The sequence below is a fragment of the Sphingosinicella sp. CPCC 101087 genome (assembly GCF_004151485.1).
GTDB lineage: Bacteria > Pseudomonadota > Alphaproteobacteria > Sphingomonadales > Sphingomonadaceae > Allosphingosinicella.
This window is the reverse complement of record NZ_SBFF01000005.1, coordinates 95,001-120,771: the sequence shown is the minus strand read 5'-3', so window position 1 is coordinate 120,771 and position 25,771 is coordinate 95,001. Positions and strand designations below refer to the sequence as shown.

Sequence of the window (25,771 nt, the reverse complement as noted above, 5' to 3'; positions counted from 1 at the left end):
GTGAGGAGGGATGAGCTGTGGCCACCTCATCATCCGAACACCCCATGCATGTACCAGCTGAGATCGCCGGTGCGGGGGTCCTCGCCGTCGCCGCGGCGGAACAGCCAGAAGCGGTGGCCCGCTTCGTCCTCGACCTGGAAATAATCGCGCACCGCCTCGACCTCGGTGCTGCGCTTCCACCATTCGCCGTGGATGCGTTCGGGGCCGTCCGCCTGGCGCACGCGGTAGGAACGGCCGCGCCAGGTGAAGCGCCGCGGCGGCTGGTCGGGAAGCAGCGCAAGAACGTCGCCGATCGGTTCGGGCGGCGACAGCAAGCGGGTCGGGCGAGGCCAGCCCGGCCAGGCGGCCGGTCGGTCGAGCGGGCCGATGCGGCGCACGCTGCGTTCCGGCACGTCGCTTTCGACCGCGCTCATCCGGTAGAGGCGGCGCGCACCGAGCCGGCCGACGAGGCGGTCGATCAGGGGGACAAGATCGGGCGCCGGCGGCTCTCCGGCGAGAATGCCGGCGATCGCCTGCGGACCGAGCGGCTCGACGCGCCAGGCAAGGAGGCAGACGCGCTCGATGCCGAAGCCAGGCTCGATCGTCTCGATCTTGGGAGAAAGCAGGCGAAGCAGGTGGAGAGTATCGCGAGTGGCGCGGGCGGTCCCGACCCTCACCCTGAGTTCGGCGCCGTCGATGCGTTCGCAGATGAAATCGAGACCGCGGACGCCGAGGCCGGCCCGCTCGAGCAGGCGGACGAGACGGCGCAGCGCCTCCGCCATCGCTTCGGCGATCGCCTCGGCGGTGGCGATCGGCTCGACGAAGCGCAGCAGCACCGACGGCGGATCGCTGGGAACGATCGGATCGAACGGCTCGCTGGCCCGGCCGAGCGCCTGGTCGAGGCGGGTGAGCAGATCGGCCCCGAAGCGGCGCTGCAGCGGCGCGCGCGGCATTGCCGCCAGCGCTCCGATGGTCTCCACGCCGAGCCGTCGAGTGGCAGCGAGCGTGGCCTCGCCGAGCCGCAGCGCGGCGAGCGGCAGCGCCGCCAGCGCCGCCCCCTCCCCGCCTTCGGGGCAGGAGACGATCGACGTGCTGCCGAAACGGGCGAGGGCATGGGCGGCTCCGGTCGTCCCGGCGACGGCGATCCGGGCTGAAAAGCCGAGCCGTGCGCAGAAGGCGAGAATTCGCTCGCACATAAAACGTTCGCCGCCGAACAGATGGGCCACCCCGCTGAGGTCGAGCCACAGGCCATCGGGGCCGGAGACGGCCGCGCGCGGCGTCCAGCGGCGGGCGGCGAACAGGCCCAGCCGGGCGAGGAAGGCGCCATCTCCCTCGGGATCGGCATCGCGGACATCGAGCCCCGGGACGAGCATCCGGGCCTGGGTCAGGGCCATGCCGACCTCCAGCCCGAGTGCCCCCGCTGCCGGGTCGATCGCGGCGAGGGTGATGCGCTGCCCGGTTCGCTGGGTGGTGACGAGGGGCGTCTCCGACGCGGCGCGCGGCGCCAGCGCCCTTGTCGCCTCCTCCCGCGCCCAGCGCGCGCCGGGGCGAAAGCCGGGCGCGTTGGGACAAGAGCAGGTGAGGCGTTCCTCCTCATCGGCTGGTGGGGAGGGGGATCCCACGAAGCGGGGCGGAAAGCTGGCTTCCAGCCCGGCGTTGAAAATTGCCCCTCCACCGGCCCGCAAAGGGGCCCCTTCCCCCGCCATGGGCGGGGAAGAACTAGGCCGCTCTTCTTTCCGCTCCGACCGCCTGATCCGGTCGATCGGCAGCCAGGGCAGGTAGAGCGAGGCGAGCCTCGGCATCGGGGGCCTCCAATATCCACATATGGGGTTCACCGCCGCGCTGGCGGAGCAGATCGACCTGCCAACGTGCCCGGCCTATCCCGGGCACCGCCAGCCTCTCCGACGGCACGCAGCCGATCCGCCAGCGGGTCACCGCCGGGGAGGACGAGACCAGAGGGTCGGTACCGGCCCGCCGCCAGCGCCGCAGCATCAAGGCGGTCGTTCCCCCTTCTTCGGCGGCAAGCTGGAGACGGCGGCCGGCGGCAAGGCGCATATTCCCCACCTCCCCGACCACCGCGGCGAGGCCGCCATGACGCAGCCCCTCCTCCATCACCGCCAGCACCTCCTCGTCGCGCCGGCATTCGGCATAGATCAGCCGCTCCGGCGCCAGGCCGGCCTGGGCCAAACCGGGCGCGAACAGGTCGCGGCGAGCAAGCGCCCAAAGCACCGTTCCTTCGCTCCGGCTCATCGCCAGCCGCGCCGCGGCGGCGGCGAGGAACAAGGTGGCGGCAGCATCGTCGCCGAGCGCCGGCGTCGCCGGCGCCGCCTCGTGCAGCGCCGCCACCGCCAGGCCGCCGTCCGCCAGCCGCCGATCGACCGCGTCCAGGCCGAACGGCACGGCGAGGCGGCCGGCAGCGCGACCGGCACTTTCTATCGCCCGCACCTCTTCGCGCAGAGCGGCAAGGCGTGCGTCGGGGGAAAGCGTGGCAAGCATGCGACTCGGACTCATATGTTCCTGATATGTTCCGAGCATGGTTGAACAGAGTCAAGTCAGCGAAGTCATCTCGGAAGCGCATTCCTTGGAACGCCTGCCTTCTACCGAGGATACCACTCCGCCTTTGCCTGCACAGCGGTCAACACCCAAGAGAGCCCGTATCGCTCGACAAACCGTTCGACGCTCCCCACAAAGCCATCGATGACCCTGCTGCGCTCGCTCCTGCTTGCCCCCCTCCTGCTGATCGCTACCCTGCTGATCGCCCTCCCGGCCACCGCCCGGAGCGGCGATGCCGAGTGGCTCTATCGCGGCAGCGACATCGCGCCCGATCCGGCGTGGCGGTTCGGCACCCTGTCCAACGGGCTCCGCTATGCGGTCCGGCGAAACCCGCTGCCGGCCGGGCAGGTTTCGATCCGCATCCGGATCGGCGCCGGCGCCCTCCACGAGGAGGATCATGAACGCGGCTGGGCCCATTATGTCGAGCATATGCTGTTCCGCGGCACCGACGGATTCCCGGACCGGCGAGCCCGGCAGATCTGGCAGGAGCTGGGCGCGAGCTTCGGCAGCGACAGCAACGCCCGCACCAGTGCCAACGAAACCGTCTACCAGCTCAACCTCCCCCATGCCGGCCGGGAGCCGCTCGACACCAGCCTCGGCGTTCTGGCCGAAATGATGTCTAGGGCCCGCTTCGATCCGGCCGCGGTCGAGGCGGAGCGGCCGGTCGTGCTGGCCGAGAAGGCGCGCCGCCCCGAGCTCACCCAGCGCATCGTCGAGCTCTCCCAGGAACTCTTCTATGCCGGCCTGCGCTTCGCCGAGCGCGACACGATCGGAACCGAGGAGACGCTGAACGCCGCTACGGCCGAAGGACTGAAGGCCTTCTACCGCCGCTGGTACCGACCCGATCGGACCACCGTGGTCCTCGTCGGAGACGCCGATCCGGAAATGATGGAGGCGCTGATCCAGCGCCATTTCGGCGGCTGGACGGCACAAGGGCCGGCGCCGGCAGACCCCGACTGGGGCCGCATCGCCGAGATCGAGCGGCCGGTCCGCAATCTCGCTTATCCCGGCGCGCCGGTGACCGGCTCCGTGATGTGGCTGCGGCCCTACGAGCACATCCCCCACACCGTCGCGCGCGAGAGGCTGTTCCTCGAGGAGAATCTCGCCGAACGAATCATCAACCGGCGCCTGGAAGCCCATGCCCGCGGCGAATCCGCCTTCATCAACGCGTCGGTCGATGCAGGCCGGTCGCGCAATGTCGCCAATGCCACCCAGCTCGCGATCGTCGCGCGGGAGGGGCAGTGGCAGCCTGCGCTCGAACAGGCCTTCGCCATCGTCGCCGACGCGACCCGCGCGCCCCCCAGCCAGGCCGAAATCGACCGCGAGATCAGCAATTTGAGAACGGCGGTCACTTCGGCGGTTCAGGGCGAGGCGACCGTGCTGTCGCAGGTTCGCGCCGAGCAGCTGATCGGCGCGGTCGGCAACGGCGCGGTGGTGGCGAGCGCCCAGACCGTGCTCGACAATTTCGAACGCAACGTGCCGCTTATGACACCGGAGCGGATCGGCGAGGCCATGCGCGGCCTCTTCGCAGGGTCCGGACCCAGAATGATGCTGATCTCGCCGCAGCCGGTCGCCGGCGGCGAGGCCGCACTCACGGAAGCATTCGCCGCCGCCCGGGCCGTCGCGCCCGCTGCCCGCTCGGCCGAGCGCCGGGTCAGCTTCGAAGATCTGCCGCCGCTGGGGCCGCCCGGCCGCGAAGTCTCGCGCCATCGGATCGACGACATGAACGTCACCATCGTCCGTTTCGCCAATGGCTCGACTCTGACCTTCAAGCCCACCCGGTTCGAGAGCGGCTCGATCCAGGTCCGCCTGCGCTTCGGGGCCGGCATCTCCGGCCTCGATCCCGACCGCCCGTCGCTCGGCTGGCTCGCCGGGCTGGTCGCGCCGTCGGGCCTCGCCGGGCTCGATCTGGAGGGGATGGAGCGGCTGCTCACCGGCCGGCGCATCGGCCTCGCCTTCCAGGCCGACGAGGACGCCTTCGTTCTGGCCGGACAGACCAACGCCGCCGATCTTGCCGATCAGCTTCGGCTGCTCGCCACCAAGCTTACCCATCCGGAATGGGACCCGGCCCTGCTCGCGCGGTTCCGAAGCGCCGCGGTGGAAAGCTACGACATGCATTTCTCCTCCGCGTCCGCCCGCGCGTCGCGCGAGCTGGGCGGCGTGGTCCGACCGGGCGACCGGAGATGGCGGCCGACCGAACGGCAGGAGATGGCGGCGGTCACCGTCGAGCAGTTTCGCGACTTCTTCTCGCCACTGCTGGCACAAGGACCGGTCCACGCGATCATCGTCGGCGACATGGAGCTGGAAAGCGCGGTCGAGGCGATGCGCCGAACCGTGGCATCGCTGCCACCGCGACCGGCACCCGCCATTCCCCCGGCGGCGACCGGGGTTCGGCCGCCGGAGCCCGATCCGGAGCCGCGCACCTTCACCCATGAAGGCGATCCCAATCAGGCTTATGCGATGATCGGCTGGTCGACATTGGGTGGGCGGGACCGCATCGACGAACGCCGAGCTCTGGCGCTTGCCGCCAACATGTTCGAGGTTCGGCTGTTCGACCGGTTGCGCGAGGAGGAAGGCGCCACCTATGCGCCCAACGCGGCGCATCTCAGCTCCGATTCCTTCCCGCAATGGGGTATCTTCTACGCCTCGGCCGAGATCCGCCCGGACGGAGCGCCGACCTTCTTCCGGATCGCGCGCGAGATCGTCGCCGATCTCGCCGCCCGGCCGGTCGAACCGGATGAGTTCGCCCGGGCACGAAATCCGGTGGTAAGCGGGATCGAGCGGCGCCTGGAGACCAACGGCTATTGGGTGGAAGCGCTGGAAAATTGGATCGACAGCCCGGAGGCGATCGAGAATGTCCGGAACTATCTCGCCGACTATCGCGCGCTGACGGCCGAAGACGTTCGGCGGGCCGTAGCCGACTGGGTGACGGACCAGGCCGACTGGTCCATGCTCGTGCTTCCCGCTAGAAATGCCGCGGAGGCAGCGAATAGTGGCCCATAGCGCCGTCCCGATCGCCGCGCCCCAGCCGGGCCAGGCCGAAGCCAGCTGGAACCCGTTCCGGCTGCGAGGCAGCCCCTTTTTCGAGGACAAGAACCGCGCCTTCTGGATGCTCCAGTCGATCGGCTGGGGCGGCTACTTCGTGCTGCGCACCCTGTCCGGCCTCGCCAATGCGGTGGAGTGGACCTACGTCGTCCACACCCTGCTGCTCACCGCCACCGGCTATTCGATCACCTTGCTCATGGCGGCGGTCTATCGCCGGCTCATACGGATGAAGCCGATCTACACCTGGGTCGGCTCGATCATCATCGTCATCGTCGCCGCCGCCGCCTTCTCGGCGATCGAGACCTGGAGCTACGGCACGATCATCCGGCCAGGCTCCAGCCTCGGCGGAATACGCTTTCTCGGTGCGATCCTGCTCACCGCGGCGTTGCTCATCGCCTGGTCGGCCCTCTATTACAGCATCAATTTCTATCTGCTGCTCGAAGAGCAGAGCGACCGGCTGCTGAGGCTCGAGAACCAGGCCTCCAGCGCCCAGCTCGCCATGCTTCGCTATCAGCTCAATCCCCATTTCCTGTTCAACACGCTGAACTCGATCTCCACGCTGGTGCTGCTGAAGCAGACCGAACGCGCCAATGCGATGCTTTCGCGCCTCTCCTCCTTTCTGCGCTATACGCTGGTCAACGAATCGACCGGACTGGTGACGGTCGCCCAGGAGATCGAGACGCTGAAGCTCTATCTCGAAATCGAGAAAATGCGGTTCGAGGAACGCCTGCGGCCCCATTTCCACATCGATCCAAGCTGCAGCCGCGCACTGCTGCCCTCGCTCCTGCTCCAGCCGCTGATCGAGAATGCGATCAAATATGCGGTAACGCCGCAGGAAGAGGGCGCGGATATCGCGATCGAGGTCAAATGCCAGACCGGGCGCGTGCTGATCACCGTCTCGGACACCGGGCCGGGGGCCGACACGCTCAACCGGACCCGCGCCGACGGGTCGACCGGAGTCGGTCTGGCGAACATTCGAGACCGCCTGGCGCAGGCCTATGGCGACAACCATCGCTTCGAGACACAGTCGGAGATTACAGGGGGCTTCCGCGTTCTCATCGATATTCCCTACCAAGTTGAAGAAGCCGAGGAGCCGAAATGACAATTCGCACCATCCTGGTCGACGACGAGCCGCTTGCCATCCAGGGCTTGCAGCTGCGCCTGGAGAAGCACGAGGATGTCGAAGTCGTCGACACCTGCTCCAACGGGCGCGAAGCCATCCGATCGATCAAGACCCACAAGCCCGACCTCGTCTTTCTCGACATCCAGATGCCGGGATTCGACGGTTTCTCCGTCATCCAGGGGCTGATGGAGGTCGAACCCCCCTTGTTCGTCTTCGTCACCGCATATTCGGATCATGCCATCCGCGCCTTCGAGGCGCAGGCCGTGGACTATCTGATGAAGCCGGTGGAGGAGGCGCGCCTCGCCGATACGCTCGACCGGGTGCGCCAGCGCCTCAGCGAGAAGAGAGGCGTCGAGGAGGTCGACCGCCTCAAGGAAGTGCTCGCCGAGGTTGCCCCCGGAGCGATGGAAAATGTCGAAGCGATCGATGACGCGCACGCCGCCAGCCGCTATGAAAAGATGATCAACATCAAGGACCGCGGCCAGATCTTCCGCGTCGACGTGGACTCGATCGAGAAGATCGATGCCGCCGGCGACTATATGTGCATCTACACCGGCGACAACACCTTGATCCTGCGCGAGACGATGAAGGACCTCGAGAAGAGGCTTGACCCGCGCCGCTTCCAGCGCGTCCACCGCTCGACCATCGTCAATCTTGACCAGGTCCGCCAGGTCAGGCCGCACACCAACGGCGAATGCTTCCTGGTGCTCGACAGCGGAGCCCAGGTGAAGGTCAGCCGCTCCTATCGCGACGTGGTCGCGCGCTTCGTTCACTAGTCCGGAGCCGCCCGGGCGCTTGACCGCAAGAAACGAGGCGCGCGCCCGGATCCGCCACGCCAGGGCGGATCCGGCACCTTGTCCGGCGGGACGACCGCCGGTGCACCCTAGGGGAGATAAATGCCGTCAGAAAGAGCCGCCGCCTTCGCCGCCCTCCATCGCCCGGGCAATCCGCTGATCCTGTTCAACGCGTGGGACGCCGGTAGCGCCAAGGCCGTCGCCGAGGCGGGTGCGGCGGCGATCGCGACGGGCAGCGCGTCGGTCGCGTCCGCGCACGGTTTCGCCGATGCCGAGGCACTGCCGCTCGAACTCGCCCTCGCCAATGCGGCCCGCGTCGTCGCGGCGGTCGACCTGCCGGTCACGATCGACTTCGAAGGCGGCTATGCCGCCGATGCGGAGCCTCTCGCGACCAATATGAAGCGGCTCGCGCAGACGGGAGCAGTCGGCTGCAACTTCGAGGATCAGGTCGTCGGCGGCGAGGGGCTATATTCGATCGACGTGCAGGCGGCCCGGATCCGCGCCGTCCGCGCGGCCGTCGGCCCCGATTTCTTCATCAACGCCCGTACCGATATCTTCCTCAAGGCCAAGCCGGAAACCCACGATGCCGCGATGGTGGACGCAGCGATCGAGCGCGCCCAGGCTTATGCCGAAGCAGGCGCCAACGGCTTCTTCGCGCCGCTTCTATCCGATCTGGCCCTTCTCGAGCGGCTCTGCGCGGCCTCGCCGCTTCCGGTCAACTTCATGGCCTTCCCCGGAGCGCCAGCCGCGGCCGAAGTGGCGGCGACCGGCGTGGCGCGGATCAGTCACGGGCCTTTCCCCTACATGCAGGCGATGAAGGCGCTGAAGGAGGCCGCCGAGGCCGAATATAGCCGCGCGCGGGCCGCCGAGCCTCTCCCCATTCCTGCGCATCGCGAGTAGCGCGATCCTGGTGCATGATCCGACCTGATTCGACCCGGATCATTCGCGAGAGAACGGATCAGCCGACCTCCCGAGGCCTTGGAGGCTGAGCCGGCCGACCCGAAACGCATCGGGCGGTTCAGCCGCCCGCGCGCTCCAACAGGGCGATCAGCCGATCCATTCGCTCGATGATCTGGCGCTGGCGGTTGGCACGCTTGTCGGTGACGTCGCGCGCCGTGTCGCCGGGCCCTTGCGCCTCATAATGGGCCCAGCCTTCCTCCTCGATCAGGCGCAACGCCTCTATCGCGCGATCGCGCTCGTCACGGAGCAGATCGAGCGCGTCGTGCCCGCCCTCCAATACGAATTCGTGCGGCATGAGCGGAAGCATAATGAAGAATAGAGCTCGGCGCATCGCTCGTCATCGGCCCGGCTTTCGCGATCCGGCCGTGACATCGGACGACCTCTCCGGCCGACGATTGTCGGCGCGACACGATCATCGTCGCCGAGAGGACGCTGCTCGCCGTCGCGGAACGGCGCGGCAGGCGCCCCTGAAGGGGATAGGAGAGCCTCCACCTTTGTGCGCCTGGTGCCGTCCGGCGCGCCATGAAGGCCGACGGAGGGCCGGTCAGCCGGCCCGGCCGCGGCGAAACGCGGCGAGGCTGAAGAAGGCGCCGTCGGCCGAGGATTTCAGCACCGTCCTGCGGAACAAGCGGGCCGAACCGCGGACGATCACGAACACCCAGGTCGCGTGCCAAGAGAGGGCCAGCAGGTGCGGCCACAGCGTCTCGTGCTTGGCGGCATGGGCAACCATCGCCATCGGCGAGCTGAAGGGGAAGATGTAGGCGAACCAGGTGAGCGCGCCCGTATCGCGCCCGATGACGGTCATCGCCAGCAGGAAGACGCCGACCTGGAGCAGAGTCACGGGCATCGAGACCGTCTGGATCTCGCGGATGTTGCTGGCCTGGGCGCCGATGCCGAGGAAGAGTGCGCCGAGCAGCATGAAATTGGCGCAATAATAGAGCAGGAGCAGGATCGCGAAGGGGCTCCAGCCCACCGCCGGCGACACCTGGGGCAGCGCCACCCAGTCGGCCAGGACCTGCCAGAACAGATAGCCGGATGCGAGCATCCCGCCCCACAGGGTCAGGCCGACGCCCGATATGCCGAGCATCGCGATCAGCTTTCCGAAGAAGACCGCGTCCAGCGGCACGGCGGCCGCCAGCACCTCGATCACCTTGTTCGATTTCTCCTCGACCAGGTTCGAGAGAAGGAGCGTGGACAACATCAGGCTGACGCCGAAGATGAGGCCCTGGGCGCTGCCGGCGAGCTGGCGCCGCAGCATCTGCAGGTTTCCCGCCGCCTGGCCCGTGACGATGCGGCGGATCGGCACGGGCGGCACCTCGACCCCGGCCGCCTCGAGAGCCGCCGTTCGCCGGGCGCGGTCGACGATCAGGCGAATGCGCGTGCCGACATGGAAATCGACCTGCGCCGGGCCGATGAGGACGGGCTGGTCGAGCGTGCCGGTGAACACCGCCGAATAGCCCGCCTCTTGGTCGGCGAGCAGCCAGCGGGCCTGGGCGACGAGATTCTCCGCCGGGGCGACGGCCCGCAGCAGCGGGAAGCTCTGCTCAGACGTGGCGGTGGCAAGCTCGTCGCGCGCCCCCTCGAGGCGGGCAACGGTGTCGCTGTCGGCGACGAGGGCGACGACCGGGCGGGACGCGTCGCGCTCGGCCTCCCCGGCCATGCCGGCGGCGAACAGCAGGAAGCCGAACAGCAGCAGCGGCGCGATCAGGAAAAGAATGAAGCTGCGCGAAAAGACGCTGGCGACGAAGTCCCGCCGGGCGATCACCCAGGCGGCATCGAACACGCTCATCATGCCGCCGCGCCTGCCCGCTCGGTTGCGCCATTCGCCATCTCTCGCGCCGCCGCCTCGCCGGCGATGACGACGAACGCGTCATGCAGACCGGGGCGCTCGATCGACAGCTCCTCGATGCCGGCCCCGCCGGCGATTAGCACCTTCAGCAGCGGCTCGATCCCGTCGCCGGGCAGTTCGAACTCCCAGACGCCCTCGACCGGACGCGCATCCGCCGGAAGCGCGCTGTGCCACGATCCCTCCGCCTGACGGGTGCGCAGCCGCACCTGCGGGCGCAGCCGGTCGCGCGCCTCGGCGACAAGGCCTTCGAAGCGGATCCGGCCGCCGACGATGATTGCGATCCGCTCGCACAGGCGCTCGGCATGGGCAATGACGTGGGTCGAGAAGATGATCGTCGTTCCGGCCGCCGCCTCCTCCCGGATCAGATGCTCGAGCCGGCCCTGATTGATCGGGTCGAGGCCGGAAAAGGGCTCGTCGAGCACGACCAGCTTCGGCTTGTGGACGATCGTGCCGAACAGCTGGATGGTCTGGGCCATGCCCTTCGACAGGCTCTTGATCGGCTTGTCGACATAGTCGCCCAGGCCATTCTCCCGCAGCAATATCTCGGCGCGCCTACGCCCCACGTCGAGCGGCAATCCGCGCAATGCCCCCATGAAGGCGATCGCCTCGCGGGTCGCCATCGCCGGATAGAGGCCCCTCTCCTCGGGCAGATAGCCGACGATGCGGGCGGCATCGAGCGGTCGCTCATGGCCGAGCAGGGCACGCCTGCCGCCATCGGGCTCGATGATGCCGAGGAGCATCCGCAAGGTCGTGGTCTTGCCGGCGCCATTCGGGCCGAGAATGCCGTAGATGCTGCCTTCGGGGATGGCGATATCGATGCCTTGGACTGCCGGCTTGCCGTCGAACGACTTGAAAAGGCCCTGGGCCTCTATAGCTAAAACGCTGGCCACGCCCGGTTGCCGCCCCTCTGTGCAAGTATTCGGGTAAAGCGGAGAAGATTTTGGAAGGCAAGACAAAGCTTGTCGCCGCGCTGGAGCGCAAGGCGGCCGAGCTCGGCTTCTCCGCCGTCGGAATCGCGCCGGCAGACGCGGCTCCGGAAACGGGCCGGCGATTGCGGGCCTGGCTCGATTCCGGCGCCCATGGCGAGATGATCTGGATGGAAGAGACGGCGCAGCGGCGCGGATCCCCCGCCGCCCTGTGGCCGGAGGTCCGCAGCATCGTCTCGCTGGGGATGAGCTACGCGCCCGCGGGCGACCCGCTGGCGCTGGCGGACCGGCCAGACGTCGGCCGGATCTCCGTCTATGCGCAGGGCGCGGATTATCACGACGTCGTCAAGAAAGGGCTCAAGGCGCTTGCCCGATGGTTGATCGAGGAAGCGGGGAAGGAAGGCACTACGGCCGACCTCAAGGTCTTCGTCGATACCGCCCCGGTGATGGAGAAACCGCTGGCGGAGGCGGCGGGGATCGGTTGGCAGGGCAAGCATACCAACCTGGTCAGCCGCCGCGACGGAAGCTGGCTGTTCCTCGGCGCAATCTATACGACATTGGAACTCCAGCCCGGTCAGCCTCATGAGGTGCGCTGCGGGCGATGCAGTCGCTGCCTCGACATCTGCCCCACGGCGGCTTTTCCTGCGCCTTTCCAACTGGATGCGCGTCGCTGCATCTCCTATCTGACGATCGAGCATAAAGGCCCGATTCCCGAGGAGTTCAGGGCGGCGCTCGGCAACCGCATCTATGGCTGCGACGATTGCCTGGCGGTTTGTCCGTGGAACCGCTTCGCCGACACTGCGCGTGCCCATCGAGCCTTTCTCCCCCGCGCCGAACTGGCCGCGCCTTCACTTGCCGATCTGCTGAAGCTGGACGATGCGAGTTTCCGAAACGTGTTCGCCGGATCGCCGATCAAGCGGATCGGTCGCAACCGCATGGTGCGCAATGCCGCCATCGCAGCCGGCAATAGCGGGTTGCACGAGCTGGCAGAGCCCCTGCGCAAGCTGGTCGCGGACGAGGACGAGACGGTGGCCGAGGCGGCGCGCTGGGCGCTGGCGCGGCTCGGGGAGCCTTGGTTGGCGCCATGATTTGCTTGCCGCCAGCAGCCCACATCCCGTCGGCTCGAAATCGCTCTAGCGCGCCGCCTCACGTCGGCTGAGCGCGGCGACGCAGGACGAACGATCCATCTCGCGACCGTCGGGAAGACGTGCGTCGACATGGGTGACGACCGGGTCGCCGCCCCTGCGGGGCGGGTAGAGATAGGCGTCGAGCACGCAGACCGGGCTCAGGAACTGCAGCTTGCGGGCGCTCCCCTCGCGCAGGTCGAGATCGGGACGGCCGAACTGTGCGGCAAGCGACGCCGCGGTGCTGCCGATGACGGATTCGAGCCCCACCGTGCTGTAGGCGCGCGGCGGCGGCACCACGGGTGCCTGGGGTGCGTCCGCCGTGGGTGCCACACAGCCGGAGAGCACCAGGCCCCCCACCAGCAGCAGGCTCGTTTGACGCCACATACTCACCCCTTCGGCTCACCTTCTACGAATCGTTCCATGGCCGGTACCCCACCCGCCGCGGCGCCATGTCGACGCAACGGACCGCCGCAATCAAGCGTTCCCCGCGCGAGGTAGTGGATTGGCTTGAATTTTGACAGTGCAGGACATGAACTTCAGATGATGCCATGCTTCCTCAGAAGCGCCTGCTCGTCGCCCGCTACCCAGCCGAAAACCTTCGACACGCCGTCCAGTGTCTGAACGAAGTAGTGAACGTCGAAATCTATCGCCGTTTCCGCTTCATCCTTGCGCTCATACGTTGCCGTCCAGGCGACATGCGCCACGCAATGACGTTCGTCTATCGGCGAGAGGCGGACATTGCGTATCCGCATCTCCTTCGTTCCTATCGATCGATAATATTCATAGCCTTGCGCCATGACCTGCCTGAGCTGATCGTCATTCTTCCCGGCCATGACACCCGCAGGCAACGCCGCGATGAACTCCGAGGCGTAGAGGGATGCGACCTCATCCATGTCCATGTCCCCGCCGAGGGCCTGCGTGAAAGAGCGCTCGTATCGCTGGAACAGCTTTCTGACGCTGTTCTCCATCCTTTTCTCTCCAGCTGCAGCCATGTCCTGCCCGGCTCAATGGCAACGTCGTGGCTCAACGCGCAGGCGACGACGGCGCGCAAGCCCGATTCGAATTGAGGCACTACCGCGCGCGACGTCGACTTTGCTATGAGGCCGCCATGCCCGCTCTTCCTCCCTTCCATCTCGCTTTCCCCGTCCACGACCTCGCCGCGGCGCGCGCATTCTATGGCGGCCTGCTCGGCTGTCCCGAGGGGCGAAGCGCTGCGGAATGGATCGACTTCGACTTTTTCGGGCATCAGATCGTCGCCCATCTCGATGCCCACATGGCGCCGCGCCGGCATAGCAATCCCGTCGACGGCCACGACGTGCCCGTGCCCCATTTCGGAGCGGTGCTGGACATGGACCTGTGGGAGGCCCTCGCCGAAAGGCTCAAGGGAGAAGGAACCGCCTTCGTCATCGAGCCGACGGTGCGCTTCCGGGGACAAGCCGGCGAGCAGGCGACGATGTTCTTCCTCGATCCGTCGGGCAACGCCATCGAGATCAAGGCGATGCGCGACCCGGACAAGCTGTTCGCCAAGGCGTGAGCCGGCCGCTCCCGGCAGGGCGTCGCGGCGGACCTGCTCAGACGTCGGCCCGCCCGTAGCGGCCGTCGAGATAGACGAGCGGGTTCACCTCATCGCGCGATTCCGCCTCCTCGACGAGGCCGATGAAGATGCTGTGCGTCCCAAAGCTGTGGCTGTCGATTCGGCGGCAGAGGATGGTCGACTGGGCCTCGAGCAAGCGGGGCGGCCCGGCCGCATCCACCTCCCACCCCGACAGGAAGCGCAAGGCGTGCTGAGTCCGATCGGCGAACATGCGGGCGATCTCGACCTGATCTCGATGCAGGACGTTGACGCGGAAGTGCGACATGTCGCCCATCGGCGCATGCACCGCCGCCGCACGATTGATGCAAACCAGCAGGCTCGCAGGATCGAGAGAGATGGACGACACGGCGGTCGCGGTGATGCCCATCGGCTGCCCGTCGACGCAGATGCTGATGACGTTCACCGTGGAGGCGACCCGCCGCATCGCCCGCCGAAAGGAGTCGGCAAGATGAACGTCGGCCTCTATCATCGTGACGAGATGGTCCAGACGCGGCGCCATGACAACCGCCTTCGCTGGACAAGGCCATCAAATATCGGTTTTTGCTTGGAAAAATTCCGGCGATCCGGGCGACCTCCCGAAACTACGTCCCCGTTTTACCAGATTCTGATCCGCTCTTCCGGCGGCAGATACAGCCGGTGGCCGGGACCGACGCCGAACGCCCGGTACCAGGCGTCGTGATTGCGCACCGCCCAGGTGCGCCACCGGCTCGGCGAATGGACTCCGGAGAGCACGGCCCGGCGAAGCTCCTCCTCGCGGAAGGCGACGCGATTGACCTGGGCGCGTCCCATGAAGAAGCGCTGATCGCCGGTGAACCCGTCGATTACCGGCGCTTCCCGGCCGCCGAGCGACAGCCGGTAAGCGTCATAGGCGATGGCCAGGCCGGCATTGTCGGCAATATTCTCGCCCAGCGTCTGCGCGCCCCTGATGTTGAGGCCGGGCAGCGCTTCGTAGCCGTCATATTGAACGACCAGCCGCCGCGTGCGCTCGCGAAATGCCGCCATGTCGGCCTCGGTCCACCACGGGATCATCCGCCCCTGCGGATCCCGACGGCTGCCCTGATCGTCGAAATGATGACTGATCTCGTGGCCGATCACATAGCCGATCGCGCCATAATTGACCGCAGGATCGGCGTTCGCGTCGAAATGCGGGGGCTGGAGATAGGCGGCGGGAAAGACGATCTGGTTGTTGGCGAAGCTTGCATAGGCATTCGGCGTGATCGGCATCATCCACCATTCGCCCCGGTCGACCGGCTCGTCGATGCGCGCGAGGCGACGAGCATGGTCCCACTGGGCCGACCGCCGGAAATTGCCATAAGCATCGCCGCGGACCACTTCCAGCCCGTCATAGCTGCGCCAGCGATCGGGATAGCCGATCATCGGGGTGAAGGCGGCAAGCTTCGCCCGTGCACGCTCTCGCGTCTCGGGCTGCATCCATTCTAGGTTGGCCAGCCGGCGGTCCATCGCCGCCAGCACGTTCGCCACCAGCTCGTCCATCGCCGCCTTGGTCGCCGGCGGGAAATGGCGCTCGACATAGGGTTTCGACACCGCGTCGGTGAGCGCGACGCCTGTCAGTTCCACCGCCTGCATCGACCGCGCAGGGGCCTCGGTCGCTCCGCCGAGCACGCCCCCCGAGAAGGCGAACTCGGCCTCGCTGAACGCTCTGGGCAGCACCATCGCCCGATCCTTGGCGAGGTGGAGCGTCAGCCAGTCCTTGAGCACCGGGAGCGGCGTTTCGCTCCAGAGGCGGGCGATGCCGGAGACGGCGCTCAGCTCGCCGACGATATAAGTAGGACGTCCGGCAAGGCCGGCGCCGTCGAAAAAGGCGCCCCAATCGAAGCCCGGGGCTTCCGATTCGAGTTCCGCCTGCGAGCGCGGATTATAGGTCTTTTCCGAATCGCGGGAATCGGCGAGCGGCCAATGCAGCTGGGCAATCGCGCGTTCGAAGGCATGGACCGCATCGGCGCGAGCGGCCGCCTCGTTCCCCGGAACTCCCGCCAGCGTCAACATCGTCGCGATATGCTCGCGATAGGCGGTCTGCGTCCGCAGCGAAGCTTCGTCGTCCCCCAGATAATAATCGCGGTTGGGCATGCCGAGCCCGCCTTGCCCCAGCGCGGGCACGTAACGCTCGGGCTGGCGCGCATCCTGGGTAATCCCGATGTCGATCGGCGCCGGGAAATAGCGCGGCATCCGCCCGACCGGCGGCGTTCCCCGCCAGCCGCGCACCAGGCGCCCCATTTCCCGTGCCAGCGCCGCGCGGTCCGCTGCGGCCAGAGCCGGCGCCAGCTCCTCGCGAAGGGGCGCGGCGCCGCGGCGGTCGATCGCGTCCTGGTCCATCAGGCTGGTCCAGTAATCGACCACCCTCAGCTCGTCGCCGCTGAGCGCGGCGCGACGCGCCGACATCTCGTCGAGGATCGCACGCACCTGGGAGGCCGCCAGATCGTTCAGCCGCGCGACCTGGCTTTGCGCGCCGCGATCGGCCGGAATGGAGACGGTCGCGGCCCAGCGGCCGTTCACATATTGCCAGAAATCGTCGCCCGGGTGGACGCTGCGGTCCATCCCGTCGAAATCGACTCCGAAAGTGCCCCACGCCGCCTTGCCCGGCGCCTGCGCTGGCGCCGGACCCGGAACCGCCTCCTGCGCCATCACCGGCGGGGTGCCGAGCAGAGCCAGGCCGATCAGAAATGGTCGCAAGGTCATGTCCGCCCCTCCGGGGGACATCATGCTTCGGGCCAGTCAGCGGGACAAGTCCCGTCCGCTCAGCGGCGGGCGAAGCCGGCCAGAATCTCGCAGACCCAGCGGCCGGCGGCGAGGGCCGTGATTTCGCCGAGATCGAGGCTTGGGTCGAATTCCGTAAGGTCGACGAGGCGCACGCGCGAATCGGCGGCGAGGTAGCGGGCGGCGTCGAAGAACATGTCCACCGGCATGCCGCCCGGCCGGGCGCCGGGCGCACCAGGGCATTGGGACCGGTCGATCACGTCGATGTCGAAATCGACCATCACCGCTTCGGCATGGCCGATCCGGTCCAGCGCGTCCTTCAGCACCGGAACGATGCCGCGCTGCCGGCAATCGGCGATGGTCCAGACGCCGATCCCGGCCGCCCGAGCGTCCCCATGCATCTTGGCGGTGTTGGCGAAGGGCGCCAGTCCGACCTGGCAGATATTGGCGCCGGGAAGCCCGTCCTCGAGCAGGGCGCGAATCGGATTGCCGTTGCCGAGACCCTGGTCGGTCTCGCGAAGATCGAAATGGGCATCGAGCGTGATGAGGCCGACCTTGTCGAGCGGAAGGCCGAGCGCGTGGGCGCCTGGTCGGGTCACCGCATTGTTGCCGCCGAGCAGGAGCGTGAGGCCGTGGTCGATCGTGCACCGGCGAACGGCGTTGACGATCGGCGCGAAGCCGTCCGAGGGCATTGTCCCGACTACGTCCGCGTCGCCCGCGTCGAGCAGCCGCAGCGACAGCTCGGCGCCGGTTTCGACGTCATAGGTGCTGAACCGCCGCAAGGCCCGGCGGATGGTCGCCGGCGCGAGATCGCAGCGCCCGGGCGTCACCGATCCGGCCTCCATCGGCGCACCGACCAGCGCCACGTCCGCCGCGCCGGCCTCTACCATCAAGTCGGCGATCGATTTCCAGCTCATGGCTTTGCCCTTACAACGCCGCGAGCCTAGAAGGCGACCCTATGTGGGACAGGCTGCTCGTCGACTGCCATCTCGCGACCATGGACCCGGCGGTGGGTACGCCGTTCGGGACGATCGAAAATGGCGCGGTCGGAATTCAGGAGGGACGAATCGTCCGAGTCGGCCGGCGCACGGAGCTGGCCGGCTACCAGGCCCGTCGGGTGGAGCCGCTCGGCGGCGCCTGGGTGACGCCGGGCCTGGTCGACTGCCACACCCATGTGGTGTTCGGCGGCAACCGCGCGGGCGAGTTCGAGCAGCGGCTCGAGGGCGCCACCTACGAGGAGATCGCCCGCGCCGGCGGCGGCATCGCGTCGACGGTCCGGGCCACGCGCGAGGCTTCGCTGGACGCCCTCGTCGACGCTTCTCGCCCGCGCCTCGAGGCGCTGATGCGCGGCGGCGCGACGACGATCGAGATCAAGTCGGGTTACGGCCTCGACATCGACAGCGAGCTCAAGATGCTGCGCGCCGCGCGCGCGCTCGGGCTGAACGCGCCGGTGCGGATCGCCCCGACCCTTCTCGCCCTCCATGCGTTGCCGCCCGAATTTCGCGGCAGACGCGAGGAATATGTACGCCTGGCGATCGACAGCATCCTCCCGGCCGCCGCCGAACAGGGTCTGGCGAGCGCCGTCGACGCCTTTTGCGAGACGATCGGCTTCACGCCGGAGGAGGTGCGCCATTTCTTCGACGCCGCAACGGAGTTGGGCCTCGGCATCAAGCTTCACGCCGAGCAATTGAGCAATCTCGAGGGCGCGGCCCTCGCCGCCCGCTACGGCGCCCTGTCCGCCGATCATCTCGAGCATGTCGACGAAGCCGGCATTCGGGCGATGGCGGCCGCCGGAATGGTGGCGGTGCTGCTCCCCGGGGCCTTCTACGCGCTCAAGGAGACGAAGCGTCCGCCGGTCGACCTGCTTCGCCGCCACGGCGTGCCGATGGCCGTGGCGACCGACTGCAATCCCGGCACCTCGCCGGTCCTGTCGCCCACGCTGATGATGAGCATGGCCTGCACCTTGTTCGGCCTGACGCCGGAGGAAGCGGTCGCCGGCATGACCCGCAACGCCGCGCGGGCGCTCGGCCTGCAGGAGGAGATCGGTACGATCAGCCCCGGCAAGGCCGCGGACCTTTGCGTCTGGCGGATCGATCGGCCGGCCGAGCTCGCTTACTGGGTCGGCCTGCCGGGGCCGGAGCGGCGCATTTTCGCGGGACTGGACAGCTGAGGTCGCGGACTTTCCCCTGCCGCGCATCCTGAGTAGGGACGGACATCCTCGAAGCGGCTTCGCGGCAAGGCTTCGCGGCGCGGCATGAGCACCGCCCGCCGGGATCAGACCATGGAGAAAGAATTGCAGTCCAGACGCGACAATAGCCGCCACATCCAGGCGCCGACGGGCCCGGAGATCAGCGCGCGCAGCTGGGCGACCGAAGCGGCGATGCGGATGCTGATGAACAATCTCGATCCGCGCGTCGCCGAGGCGCCCGAGGAATTGGTCGTCTATGGCGGGATCGGTCGTGCCGCGCGCGACTGGGACAGCTTCGATGCGATCGTCGAGACGCTGAAGCGGCTCGGCGACGACGAGACCCTTCTCGTCCAGTCCGGCAAGCCGGTCGGCGTGTTCCGCACCCATGTCGACGCGCCGCGCGTGCTGCTCGCCAATTCCAACCTGGTGCCCAAATGGGCGACCTGGGAGCATTTCCACGAGCTCGATCGCAAGGGCCTGATGATGTACGGCCAGATGACGGCCGGCAGCTGGATCTATATCGGCACCCAGGGCATCGTTCAGGGCACCTACGAGACGTTCGTCGAAATGGGGCGCCAGCATTATGGCGGCGACCTTCGGGGCCGCTGGATCCTGACCGCCGGGCTCGGCGGCATGGGTGGCGCCCAGCCGCTCGCCGCCGTGATGGCGGGGGCACATTGCGTCGCGATCGAGTGCCAGGAGAGCCGGATCGAGAAAAGGCTCGAGACCCGCTATCTCGATCGGCGCGCCACCAGCATCGACGAAGCGATGGAGATGATCCGGACCGCGGACGAGCCCATTTCGGTCGGGCTGCTCGGCAACGCAGCGGAGATTCTGCCGCAGATGGTGCAAAGGGGCATCCGCCCCGACGCCGTGACCGACCAGACGTCGGCGCACGACCCCGTCAACGGCTATCTGCCGATCGGCTGGACGGTCGAGCAGTGGATCGAGCGTCGGGAGCGCGATCCGAAGGCGGTCGAGGACGCCGCGAGGGCTTCGATGGCGGTCCATGTCGAGGCGATGCTCGCCTTTCGGGCGATGGGCATTCCGACCTTCGACTACGGCAACAATATCCGGCAGGTGGCCAAGGACGAAGGCGTCGCCCATGCCTTCGACTTTCCCGGCTTCGTCCCGGCCTATGTCCGGCCGCTCTTCTGCCGCGGAGTCGGTCCGTTCCGCTGGTGCGCCTTGTCCGGCGATCCGGAGGACATATACCGCACCGACGCGAAGGTGAAGGAGCTCATCCCGGACGATCCGCACCTCCACCGCTGGCTCGACATGGCGCGCGACAGGATCGCCTTCCAGGGCTTGCCGGCGCGGATCTGCTGGGTCGGGCTCGGCCAGCGCCACCGCCTCGGCCTCGCCTTCAACGAGATGGTCGCTTCGGGCGAACTGAAGGCGCCGATCGTCATCGGGCGCGACCATCTCGACAGCGGCTCGGTGGCCAGCCCCAATCGCGAGACCGAGGCGATGAAGGACGGCTCCGACGCGGTCTCGGACTGGCCCCTGCTCAACGCCCTCCTGAACACGGCCTCGGGCGCGACCTGGGTGTCGCTGCACCATGGCGGCGGAGTGGGCATGGGCTATTCCCAGCATGCCGGGATGGTGATCGTCGCCGACGGCAGCGAGGCGGCGGCACGGCGGTTGGAACGGGTCCTGTGGAACGATCCCGGCACCGGCGTCATGCGCCATGCCGATGCCGGCTATGAAGACGCGATCGCCTGCGCGCGCGAGCAGGGGCTCGATTTGCCGATGATCGGGAGCCGCTGATGGAACGGGTGATGCTTCGGCCGGGCTCGGTCACCCTCGCCGAGCTGCGCGCGGTCTGGAACGGCGCGCCGGTGGCGCTGGACGAAGCGGCCTGGGATGCGGTCGAGGCCTCGGCGGCGGCGGTCGGCCGGATCCTCGAAAGCGGCCGCACGGTCTATGGCGTCAATACCGGCTTCGGACTGCTCGCCCAGACCCGCATCCCCGCCGACCGACTCGAAGAGCTGCAACGAAACCTGATTCTCTCGCACAGCGCGGGCCTCGGCGATCCGCTCGACCGGCGGGTGGTCCGCCTGATGATGGTCCTGAAGGTCATTGGCCTCGCTCGAGGCCATAGCGGCATTCGCCGCATCGTGGTCGAGCGGCTGCTCGCCATGTTCGAGGCGGACGTCTTGCCGGTCATTCCGAGCCAGGGCTCCGTGGGCGCCTCGGGCGACCTGGCACCGCTCGCCCATATGAGCGCCGCCCTGATCGGCGAGGGACGGATCGCGATCGGTGAAGAGACGCTTCCCGCAGCGCAAGCGCTGGCGCGCTCGGGGCTTGCGCCGCTGGTGCTCGGGCCCAAGGAAGGGCTGGCGCTGATCAACGGCACGCAGGCCTCGACCGCGATCGCGCTCGACGTCCTGTTCACCGCCGAACGCGTGTTCGGGGCAGCCTTGGTCGCGGGCGCGCTGTCCCTCGACGCGCTCAAGGGCACCGACGCCGCCTTCGACCCGCGCATCCATGCGGCGCGCGGCCAGCCGGGGCAGATCGCCGTCGCGGCGGCGCTGAACCGGCTGCTCGACGGCAGCGAGATCCGGCACTCGCATGCGGGGTGCGACCGGGTGCAGGATCCCTACAGCTTCCGCTGCCAGCCGCAGGTGATGGGGGCGGCGCTCGACCTGATCGGCAATGCCGCGCGCACGCTGGAGATCGAGGCCAATGCGGTCAGCGACAACCCACTGCTGTTTGGCGACGACGCCCTGTCCGGGGGCAATTTCCACGCGCAGCCGGTCGCCTTCGCGGCCGACATCCTCGCCATCGCCTTGTGCGAGGTCGGATCGATCTCGGAGCGGCGCGTCGCCGTTCTGATCGATCCGAAGATGAGCGGCCTGCCGCCCTTCCTGATCGAGGATAGCGGAGTGAATTCCGGCTTCATGATCGCGCAGGTGACCGCCGCCGCTCTGGTGTCGGAGAATAAGAGCTTCGCCTTTCCGGCGAGCGTCGACACGATCCCCACGTCCGCCGGGCAGGAAGACCATGTCTCGATGGCGACGCACGGCGCGCTCAAGGCGCGGCGGATCGCCGGAAATGCCGCGGGCGTGATCGGGATCGAGCTGCTGGCCGCAGCGCAGGGGATCGACCTGCATGCGCCGCTGAAGACGTCGCCGCGGCTGGCGGAGGCGATCGGCGCCATCCGCGCGGCCGTGCCGTTCCACGCCCGCGACCGCTATCTGGCCGACGATATGGGCTGGGCGAAGCAGGCGGTCCTGGACGGCGCCCTTTCGAGCGCCGTCCAGGCCGGGCTGTTTCGCTAGTAGCGGATGGTTCCGCCGGTCAGGGCGCCGAGCCCGAAGAAGCTCGTCACCAGGGCGCCGACGATCATCAGCGCGACGAAGTAGACGACGATATAGACGACGATTACGACAACGGTGTAGCCGACCGCCTTGTCCGCCGGCACCTTCATCAGGAGCGGCAGACCCAGATAGAGCAGGTAAAGGCTGTAGAGACCGAGGAGCCCGAGGAAGGCGAGCATCGGAATGATCTGGAAGATGCCGGCAAGCCAGGCGGCTGTCGAGGCGTAGGCGGCGACCTTGAAGGCCTTCACCTGGTTCTTGGTTCCGCCGAAGCTGGGCGCCAGCGCATCGATGATCAGCGCCATCACATAGACGCTCACCAACGACAACAGGTAGGTCAGCACCGCGCTGCCGACCGAATAGCCGATCGACGGCTTGTAGCTGATGCCGAGGACATTGATCCCGACAAGCTGCTGTCCGATCAGCATCGCGATCGGCCCGATCGCCGCCAGGATCATGACGTAGGACGTGTAGATTCCGCTTATCGTCGCCGGCTCGGCGTCGATGCGTGGCCACTCGGTCTTCGGCGACATGATGATGTTCTTGGCCCTGTCGACCAGAGATGGCGCTGGTGCCCCAGGCATCCCGCCCGGCGGTGGCGTTGGAGTCGTAGGCCCGTCGGTCATGCAATGCCTCCCCTGTTTGGCCCGGCGAATGAAGCATGTTCGGAGAGGAATCTCAAGCGAGGGGAATTGGGGGACGCTGCGCCGTTCGCCGGGCTCGGGATTTGGAACGCCGGCCGGAACAGCGGGGCCAGTCGCGGAGCCAGCGCGCGCTTGCGCAAGACACAAAAAAAGGCCGGCCCCGCGTGGGGGCCGGCCGAAACTGTGTTCGCTGGCGGACTGGGCCCCGGCCTTCGCCGGGGCAACGCAAACCTTCGCGCGGCGCTTTCGCGCCGCTGAGGTTTGCGTTGGTTGCGGGGGCAGGATTTGAACCTGCGACCTTCAGGTTATGAGCCTGACGAGCTACCGGGCTGCTCCACCCCGCGCCAAGCCAACGCTAGATCCACGGAGCCTTGCTCGACGCGGTCGAAAATCGACGACATGTGAATGGGTTCTGATCCGTCCTGCGCCGGCCGCAAAGCCTGGCGACGACCTACTCTTCCATCGCTTAAGCGATAGTACCATCGGCGCTGTCAGGTTTCACGGCCGAGTTCGGAATGGGATCGGGTGGGTCACTGACGCTATGGCCACCAAGCTATGGGGCCGGCGCATGGCGGATCTGAAATCGATGCACTTTAACTGCTGCACTGTCGACGACAGCACCAGTGCTGTCGTTGATGGTGGGATTCTTCAAGCGCGAATAGAGCAATTAGGACCGGTTAGCTCCACAGGTTACCCTGCTTCCACATCCGGCCTATCAACGTGGTGGTCTTCCACGGCTCTGAGATATCTTATCTTGAGGGAGGCTTCCCGCTTAGATGCTTTCAGCGGTTATCCCGTCCATGCATAGCTACCCTGCTGCGCGGCTGGCGCCACGACAGGTCCACCAGAGGCATGTTCACCCCGGTCCTCTCGTACTAGGGGCAACTCCTCTCAAATATCGACGCCCACGGCAGATAGGGACCAAACTGTCTCGCGACGTTCTGAACCCAGCTCACGTACCACTTTAATTGGCGAACAGCCAAACCCTTGGGACCTGCTCCAGCCCCAGGATGTGATGAGCCGACATCGAGGTGCCAAACAACCCCGTCGATATGAGCTCTTGGGGGTTATCAGCCTGTTATCCCCGGCGTACCTTTTATCCGTTGAGCGATGGCCCTTCCACGAGGGACCACCGGATCACTATGACCGACTTTCGTCTCTGCTCGACTTGTCAGTCTCGCAGTCAGGCGGGCTTATGCCATTGCACTCTAACAGACGGTTTCCAACCGTCCTGAGCCCACCATCGCGCGCCTCCGTTACTCTTTGGGAGGCGACCGCCCCAGTCAAACTACCCGCCACAGAGGGTCCCAGCACCGGATAACGGTGCGTGGTTAGACATAAGGAACAAACAGGGTGGTATTTCACCAATGGCTCCACCTGAGCTGGCGCCCAGGCTTCAAAGCCTCCCACCTATCCTACACAGTTTGCTCCTCATGCCACTCTGAAGCTGCAGTAAAGGTGCACGGGGTCTTTCCGTCTAACCGCGGGTACTCCGCATCTTCACGGAGAATTCAATTTCGCTGAGCAGGTGTTGGAGACAGTGGGGAAGTCGTTACGCCATTCGTGCAGGTCGGAACTTACCCGACAAGGAATTTCGCTACCTTAGGACCGTTATAGTTACGGCCGCCGTTTACCGGGGCTTCAATTCGGAGCTTGCACCCCTCCTCTTAACCTTCCGGCACCGGGCAGGCGTCAGACCCTATACGTCGTCTTGAAGCCGACTTAGCAGAGCCCTGTGTTTTTGCTAAACAGTCGCTACCCCCTGGCCTGTGCCCCCTCAAACCGGTTGCCCGGAATGAGGGCCTCCTTCTTCCGAAGGTACGGAGGCAATTTGCCGAGTTCCTTCAACACCCTTCTCTCAAGCGCCTTGGTATACTCTACCTGCCCACCTGTGTCGGTTTCGGGTACGGTCTATATGGAGGGGCTATTTCCTGGAACCTCTTCGAAGCCGGTCCAATCCGATAAGGACCGACAACTTACGAGATCCGTCACACACCTCCAGGTGCAGGAATATTAACCTGCTTCCCATCGACTACCCCCTTCGGGCTCGTCTTAGGGGCCGACTCACCCTGCGCGGATTAGCCTTGCGCAGGAACCCTTGGGCTTTCGGCGACAGGGCATCTCACCCTGTTTATCGCTACTCATGTCAGCATTCGCACTTCCGATACCTCCACCGTCGGTTACCCTCCGGCTTCATCGGCCTACGGAACGCTCCGCTACCGCTTGGATCCGAAGATCCAAACCCTAAGCTTCGGCACGTATCTTGAGCCCCGTTACATCTTCGCCGCAGGACCTCTTATTTAGACCAGTGAGCTGTTACGCTTTCTTTAAAGGATGGCTGCTTCTAAGCCAACCTCCTGGTTGTTTTGGAAGTCCCACATGCTTTCCCACTTAGATACGATTTGGGGGCCTTAGCTGTAGGTTAGGGCTGTTTCCCTTTTGACGACGGACCTTAGCACCCGCCGTCTGTCTCCCGGATAGTACTCGTTGGTATTCGGAGTTTGGTTAGGTTTGGTAGACCTCGCGGCCCCCTAGCCCATCCAGTGCTCTACCCCCAACGGTATTCGTCCGAGGCACTACCTCAATAGTTTTCGCGGAGAACCAGCTATTTCCCGGCTTGATTGGCCTTTCACCCCTAAACACAACTCATCCGGTAACTTTTCAACGTTAATCGGTTCGAGCCTCCAGTGGGTGTTACCCCACCTTCACTCTGGTCATGCCTAGATCGCCGGGTTTCGGGTCTAATGCATCAAACTCAGTCGCCCTATTCAGACTCGCTTTCGCTGCGCCTACACCTAACGGCTTAAGCTTGCTTGATACATTAAGTCACTGACCCATTATGCAAGAGGTACGCGGTCACTCCTCAAGGGAGCTCCCACTGCTTGTAGGCAATCCGTTTCAGGTACTGTTTCACTCCCCTCATCGGGGTGCTTTTCACCTTTCCCTCACGG

At 66.7% G+C, this 25,771-nt stretch carries 20 protein-coding genes, 1 tRNA gene and 2 rRNA genes (1 of these 23 running past the window's edge); 9 read left to right on the top strand and 14 right to left on the bottom strand.

Going from position 1 to position 25,771, the window contains the following annotated elements:
- Positions 1–29: 29 nt before the first annotated feature.
- On the bottom strand, positions 30–1,601 hold the full coding sequence (locus EKM57_RS09350) for a DUF6504 family protein (RefSeq protein WP_371414129.1): 1,572 nt from the start codon (positions 1,599–1,601) through the stop codon (positions 30–32).
- A 97-nt stretch (positions 1,602–1,698) separates the two neighbouring features.
- Positions 1,699–2,475, bottom strand: a complete 777-nt coding sequence (locus tag EKM57_RS09345) for an ImuA family protein (RefSeq protein ID WP_129792390.1) — start codon at positions 2,473–2,475, stop codon at positions 1,699–1,701.
- A 201-nt stretch (positions 2,476–2,676) separates the two neighbouring features.
- Between EKM57_RS09345 and EKM57_RS09340 the strand changes: the two genes are divergently transcribed.
- The 4 genes from EKM57_RS09340 (at position 2,677) to EKM57_RS09325 (ending at position 8,394) form a co-directional block, all read left to right on the top strand.
- Positions 2,677–5,535, top strand: coding sequence for a pitrilysin family protein (locus EKM57_RS09340; protein ID WP_129792233.1), 2,859 nt, complete (start codon positions 2,677–2,679; stop codon positions 5,533–5,535).
- Positions 5,536–5,641: 106 nt separating this feature from the next.
- Positions 5,642–6,679 (top strand): sensor histidine kinase, encoded by a 1,038-nt coding sequence (locus tag EKM57_RS09335; RefSeq protein WP_243450980.1) that lies wholly within the window; start codon positions 5,642–5,644, stop codon positions 6,677–6,679.
- Positions 6,676–7,476 carry a LytTR family DNA-binding domain-containing protein gene (locus tag EKM57_RS09330; RefSeq protein ID WP_129792231.1) on the top strand — a complete coding sequence of 267 codons (801 nt, stop codon included), beginning with the start codon at positions 6,676–6,678 and terminating at the stop codon, positions 7,474–7,476. The genes EKM57_RS09335 and EKM57_RS09330 overlap by 4 nt, the downstream gene beginning before the upstream one ends.
- Positions 7,477–7,596: 120 nt before the next feature.
- A complete protein-coding gene (locus EKM57_RS09325; RefSeq protein ID WP_129792230.1) occupies positions 7,597–8,394 on the top strand; it encodes an isocitrate lyase/phosphoenolpyruvate mutase family protein in 798 nt (265 codons plus the stop codon).
- Positions 8,395–8,512: 118 nt separating this feature from the next.
- Here EKM57_RS09325 and EKM57_RS09320 read toward each other — a convergent pair whose 3' ends face one another.
- The 3 genes from EKM57_RS09320 to EKM57_RS09310 form a co-directional block, all read right to left on the bottom strand.
- The gene (locus EKM57_RS09320; RefSeq protein ID WP_129792229.1) at positions 8,513–8,749 is read right to left on the bottom strand and encodes a hypothetical protein; all 237 of its coding nucleotides are present in this window, start codon (positions 8,747–8,749) and stop codon (positions 8,513–8,515) included.
- 249 nt (positions 8,750–8,998) lie between these two features.
- A complete protein-coding gene (locus EKM57_RS09315; protein ID WP_129792228.1) occupies positions 8,999–10,246 on the bottom strand; it encodes an ABC transporter permease in 1,248 nt (415 codons plus the stop codon).
- A complete protein-coding gene (locus EKM57_RS09310; RefSeq protein ID WP_129792227.1) occupies positions 10,243–11,193 on the bottom strand; it encodes an ABC transporter ATP-binding protein in 951 nt (316 codons plus the stop codon). The genes EKM57_RS09315 and EKM57_RS09310 overlap by 4 nt, the downstream gene beginning before the upstream one ends.
- Positions 11,194–11,243: 50 nt before the next feature.
- Between EKM57_RS09310 and queG the strand changes: the two genes are divergently transcribed.
- Positions 11,244–12,317, top strand: a complete 1,074-nt coding sequence (queG, locus tag EKM57_RS09305; protein WP_243450963.1) for a tRNA epoxyqueuosine(34) reductase QueG — start codon at positions 11,244–11,246, stop codon at positions 12,315–12,317.
- Between the two features lie 45 nt (positions 12,318–12,362).
- Here the strand turns inward: queG and EKM57_RS09300 are convergent, their stop codons facing one another.
- Complete coding sequence (locus EKM57_RS09300; RefSeq protein WP_129792225.1) at positions 12,363–12,740, bottom strand: hypothetical protein; 378 nt, start codon at positions 12,738–12,740, stop codon at positions 12,363–12,365.
- Positions 12,741–12,892: 152 nt separating this feature from the next.
- Entirely contained in the window at positions 12,893–13,324 is a 432-nt protein-coding gene (locus EKM57_RS09295; RefSeq protein WP_129792224.1) for a nuclear transport factor 2 family protein, read from the bottom strand.
- A gap of 140 nt (positions 13,325–13,464) precedes the next feature.
- Between EKM57_RS09295 and EKM57_RS09290 the strand changes: the two genes are divergently transcribed.
- Complete coding sequence (locus EKM57_RS09290) at positions 13,465–13,890, top strand: VOC family protein (protein ID WP_129792223.1); 426 nt, start codon at positions 13,465–13,467, stop codon at positions 13,888–13,890.
- 37 nt (positions 13,891–13,927) lie between these two features.
- Here EKM57_RS09290 and EKM57_RS09285 read toward each other — a convergent pair whose 3' ends face one another.
- The 3 genes from EKM57_RS09285 to EKM57_RS09275 all read right to left on the bottom strand — a co-directional run bounded on the left by EKM57_RS09285 (position 13,928) and on the right by EKM57_RS09275 (position 17,582).
- On the bottom strand, positions 13,928–14,449 hold the full coding sequence (locus EKM57_RS09285; RefSeq protein ID WP_129792222.1) for a flavin reductase family protein: 522 nt from the start codon (positions 14,447–14,449) through the stop codon (positions 13,928–13,930).
- A 95-nt stretch (positions 14,450–14,544) separates the two neighbouring features.
- Positions 14,545–16,647 carry a M13 family metallopeptidase gene (locus EKM57_RS09280; RefSeq protein WP_165357305.1) on the bottom strand — a complete coding sequence of 701 codons (2,103 nt, stop codon included), beginning with the start codon at positions 16,645–16,647 and terminating at the stop codon, positions 14,545–14,547.
- Positions 16,648–16,706: 59 nt separating this feature from the next.
- Positions 16,707–17,582 carry an arginase family protein gene (locus EKM57_RS09275; RefSeq protein ID WP_129792220.1) on the bottom strand — a complete coding sequence of 292 codons (876 nt, stop codon included), beginning with the start codon at positions 17,580–17,582 and terminating at the stop codon, positions 16,707–16,709.
- Positions 17,583–17,623: 41 nt separating this feature from the next.
- Between EKM57_RS09275 and hutI the strand changes: the two genes are divergently transcribed.
- The 3 genes from hutI (at position 17,624) to hutH (ending at position 22,137) form a co-directional block, all read left to right on the top strand.
- Positions 17,624–18,835, top strand: coding sequence for an imidazolonepropionase (hutI, locus tag EKM57_RS09270; protein ID WP_129792219.1), 1,212 nt, complete (start codon positions 17,624–17,626; stop codon positions 18,833–18,835).
- 111 nt (positions 18,836–18,946) lie between these two features.
- On the top strand, positions 18,947–20,623 hold the full coding sequence (gene hutU / locus EKM57_RS09265) for a urocanate hydratase (protein WP_129792218.1): 1,677 nt from the start codon (positions 18,947–18,949) through the stop codon (positions 20,621–20,623).
- A complete protein-coding gene (gene hutH / locus EKM57_RS09260) occupies positions 20,623–22,137 on the top strand; it encodes a histidine ammonia-lyase (RefSeq protein ID WP_206185363.1) in 1,515 nt (504 codons plus the stop codon). Before hutU ends, hutH begins: the two co-directional genes overlap by 1 nt.
- Here the strand turns inward: hutH and EKM57_RS09255 are convergent.
- From EKM57_RS09255 to EKM57_RS09240, 4 genes are all read right to left on the bottom strand, one after another.
- On the bottom strand, positions 22,134–22,709 hold the full coding sequence (locus EKM57_RS09255) for a Yip1 family protein (protein WP_243450962.1): 576 nt from the start codon (positions 22,707–22,709) through the stop codon (positions 22,134–22,136). The two genes, hutH and EKM57_RS09255, sit on opposite strands and share 4 nt — an antisense overlap.
- Before the next feature lie 378 nt (positions 22,710–23,087).
- Positions 23,088–23,164 (bottom strand) — tRNA-Met (locus EKM57_RS09250).
- 94 nt (positions 23,165–23,258) lie between these two features.
- Positions 23,259–23,373, bottom strand: a 5S ribosomal RNA gene (gene rrf / locus EKM57_RS09245).
- 94 nt (positions 23,374–23,467) lie between these two features.
- Positions 23,468–25,771 (bottom strand): 23S ribosomal RNA (locus EKM57_RS09240); it runs 490 nt beyond the window's last position.

What these genes read in the sequence shown, in the direction of transcription:
- EKM57_RS09320 (WP_129792229.1), bottom strand. Translation starts at nt 8,749, where the DNA reads ATGCCGCACGAATTCGTATTGGAGGGCGGGCACGACGCGCTCGATCTG.
- hutU (WP_129792218.1), top strand. Translation starts at nt 18,947, where the DNA reads ATGGAGAAAGAATTGCAGTCCAGACGCGACAATAGCCGCCACATCCAG.
- EKM57_RS09285 (WP_129792222.1), bottom strand. Translation starts at nt 14,449, where the DNA reads ATGGCGCCGCGTCTGGACCATCTCGTCACGATGATAGAGGCCGACGTT.
- EKM57_RS09280 (WP_165357305.1), bottom strand. Translation starts at nt 16,647, where the DNA reads ATGACCTTGCGACCATTTCTGATCGGCCTGGCTCTGCTCGGCACCCCG.
- EKM57_RS09340 (WP_129792233.1), top strand. Translation starts at nt 2,677, where the DNA reads ATGACCCTGCTGCGCTCGCTCCTGCTTGCCCCCCTCCTGCTGATCGCT.
- EKM57_RS09290 (WP_129792223.1), top strand. Translation starts at nt 13,465, where the DNA reads ATGCCCGCTCTTCCTCCCTTCCATCTCGCTTTCCCCGTCCACGACCTC.
- EKM57_RS09325 (WP_129792230.1), top strand. Translation starts at nt 7,597, where the DNA reads ATGCCGTCAGAAAGAGCCGCCGCCTTCGCCGCCCTCCATCGCCCGGGC.
- hutI (WP_129792219.1), top strand. Translation starts at nt 17,624, where the DNA reads ATGTGGGACAGGCTGCTCGTCGACTGCCATCTCGCGACCATGGACCCG.
- EKM57_RS09255 (WP_243450962.1), bottom strand. Translation starts at nt 22,709, where the DNA reads ATGTCGCCGAAGACCGAGTGGCCACGCATCGACGCCGAGCCGGCGACG.
- EKM57_RS09315 (WP_129792228.1), bottom strand. Translation starts at nt 10,246, where the DNA reads ATGATGAGCGTGTTCGATGCCGCCTGGGTGATCGCCCGGCGGGACTTC.
- EKM57_RS09295 (WP_129792224.1), bottom strand. Translation starts at nt 13,324, where the DNA reads ATGGAGAACAGCGTCAGAAAGCTGTTCCAGCGATACGAGCGCTCTTTC.
- EKM57_RS09330 (WP_129792231.1), top strand. Translation starts at nt 6,676, where the DNA reads ATGACAATTCGCACCATCCTGGTCGACGACGAGCCGCTTGCCATCCAG.
- hutH (WP_206185363.1), top strand. Translation starts at nt 20,623, where the DNA reads ATGGAACGGGTGATGCTTCGGCCGGGCTCGGTCACCCTCGCCGAGCTG.
- EKM57_RS09345 (WP_129792390.1), bottom strand. Translation starts at nt 2,475, where the DNA reads ATGCTTGCCACGCTTTCCCCCGACGCACGCCTTGCCGCTCTGCGCGAA.
- EKM57_RS09275 (WP_129792220.1), bottom strand. Translation starts at nt 17,582, where the DNA reads ATGAGCTGGAAATCGATCGCCGACTTGATGGTAGAGGCCGGCGCGGCG.
- EKM57_RS09300 (WP_129792225.1), bottom strand. Translation starts at nt 12,740, where the DNA reads ATGTGGCGTCAAACGAGCCTGCTGCTGGTGGGGGGCCTGGTGCTCTCC.
- EKM57_RS09335 (WP_243450980.1), top strand. Translation starts at nt 5,642, where the DNA reads ATGCTCCAGTCGATCGGCTGGGGCGGCTACTTCGTGCTGCGCACCCTG.